The following is a 2,036-nucleotide window of genomic DNA, read 5'->3' on the forward strand; positions in this document are numbered from 1 at the left end:
GGCAAATCTTCGTTTGGGTCAAACAACATAATTTTCATTCTACTTCGGTCTTCTTGAATTAAAAACGGATCGTCAAACCGTTTTCCTTCTACAATTCCAATGTAAGGTAGTTTGTGTTTTTTGTGAAACCACAAATAGCAAAACATTTTTCCCTTGTAGCAGAAAAACGGCATTCCGTATTTCCAGGCGTTGGTAACGTCTTTATCTTGTTGCAAAATAATTTCTCTCAATGCAAGTAGTGTCCCTTTTATGGGTTCGTCTTGTTGTAAGTAAAAATTATCTAATTCTCTCATCTTTATTTAACTGCTACAAATATATCTACTTCTGCGTTTTCTGGGTTTTGTGCTTTTTCGCCATATACTTCAAAGTCGGCTGTAAAAGTCCTATCTAAATCTGAATTCCAAATTTTTGTCCACTCACCAAAAACCATTCCTTGCAAAATATTTCCTTTCGCAATGTGTTTTGTATAAGTCGCTTCTTCAAAAGTTTTACCTACCATTCCATTTGGAATTGTTTCTAAATTATCAACTTTACAACCCAAAATAGTTGTGTAAGGTTTCGTGTGGTCTTTTTCGTATTCGGTGTAAATGCAATAAATTGAATTGTCAATTTTGTTAGGAATTTGTTCTGCAATTCCTTCTGTCATAAATTTATTCCATAATGCAGGAATATCTTGCCCTGCTTGTCCGTTTTCATTGGTTGTCCGAATTGAAATACCAATTACGCTGAATTTTTGAATTTTTTGATTGTTCATTCTGATTGAATTTAATTGTTAAGCCACAAAAGTAAAATGGACTTGCGACAACCCTATGTCAAGGGTTCTAAAGAATATTTTGTTTTGCAAATTTCAAAATATTCTTGAAGCGTAATTTTATGTGGCTCAAATGTGTCTATGTGTATATTCAAACTCTGAATTCTGTCAAGCCGAAAAGCTCTAAAATCGCTTCTCAACCTGCAAAATGCAATGAGTAACCAATTTTCTTGTGTGCTATAAATTGCAAATGGTTCAATAATCCTTTCTGTTGTTTGGTTTGTGTCAGTTGAATGATATTTTATTTTTGTGAGATTAAAATTTGTCAACGCTAATTGCAAAGTTGCTAAATGATTACTTGTTGTTTCGTTAGCTGTATTTTGTCGAAATACAATGCGAGTAGAAAGCAAGTTTGCCTTGTCTTTTGTGTTGTTTCGTAGAACTGATTTTATTTTGTTGATTGCTTCCGTATATTCTTTCACAAAAGAAGCGTCTTTGTTTTTTAAAATAAGTTGTTCGGCTGTAATTAATGCGTTGGCTTCGCTTTCGGTAAACATTACTGGCGGAATTCTATAACCGTCCATAATAGTATAACCTTTTCCCTCTTCTGTTAAAATTGGAACGCCTCCTTGTTCCAATGCTTTTATGTCTCGGTAAATTGTCCTTTTACTTACTGAAAATTTGTTTGCTAATTCCGAAGCAGTCAAAAGTCGTTTCGTTTGCAACTGTGTCAAAATTGCTGTCAGTCGTGAAAGTCTTTTTGTGTCGTTTTCGTTCATTTTTCTGTCGAATTGTTAGTAGTTATATTTTGAGCATTTAAACTTAATGAGATGAAAGTTAGTAGTCCGAATATAGAAATCTTTTTCATGGCTGTCTGTTTTTAAAATGAATATATTTTCTTTGACGTCATTTGTGTACGAAGGTTTAATTAGGCTAATCTGCCGAAATTTGGGTAAAGTTAATCACGCATAGTTTTTTGCTTGTCCAAATTAAGCATATGAGTAGTATTCATTATGCCGTATATTTTACCGTCAATTGCGATAAAACTTACCTATTCGTGGCAATAAATCAAATTATTTAGGCGATAAATTTTTAACATATCTTCGTAAATTTTACTTCGACATTTAGTACCTTTGCCTGACACGGCTTTACTAATTGGAAAGTGACAATGCTTGTGTTTAGAAATTACTCATTAGATAGATCACCACTTGCCGCCGGAGCCGCCGCCGCCGAAGCTTCCACCGCCAAAACCACCAAAGCCGCCGCCTGATGAACCACCGCCGAA

At 34.5% G+C, this 2,036-nt stretch carries 3 protein-coding genes; all 3 read right to left on the reverse strand.

Annotation, left to right across the window (positions count from 1 at the left end; all coding sequences use genetic code 11):
* Nucleotides 1–293, reverse strand: a 293-nt coding sequence (locus ACH2BG_RS02775) for a DUF1801 domain-containing protein (RefSeq protein WP_395046210.1), incomplete at its 3' end; no start/stop codon positions are given.
* A gap of 2 nt (nt 294–295) precedes the next feature.
* Nucleotides 296–754, reverse strand: coding sequence for a GyrI-like domain-containing protein (locus ACH2BG_RS02780; protein WP_395046211.1), 459 nt, complete (start codon nt 752–754; stop codon nt 296–298).
* A 53-nt stretch (nt 755–807) separates the two neighbouring features.
* The gene (locus ACH2BG_RS02785; protein WP_395046212.1) at nt 808–1,530 is read right to left on the reverse strand and encodes a helix-turn-helix transcriptional regulator; all 723 of its coding nucleotides are present in this window, start codon (nt 1,528–1,530) and stop codon (nt 808–810) included.
* Nucleotides 1,531–2,036: the final 506 nt, after the last annotated feature.

The sequence above is a fragment of the Flavobacterium sp. genome (assembly GCF_043779715.1).
Taxonomy (GTDB): Bacteria; Bacteroidota; Bacteroidia; order Flavobacteriales; family Flavobacteriaceae; genus Flavobacterium.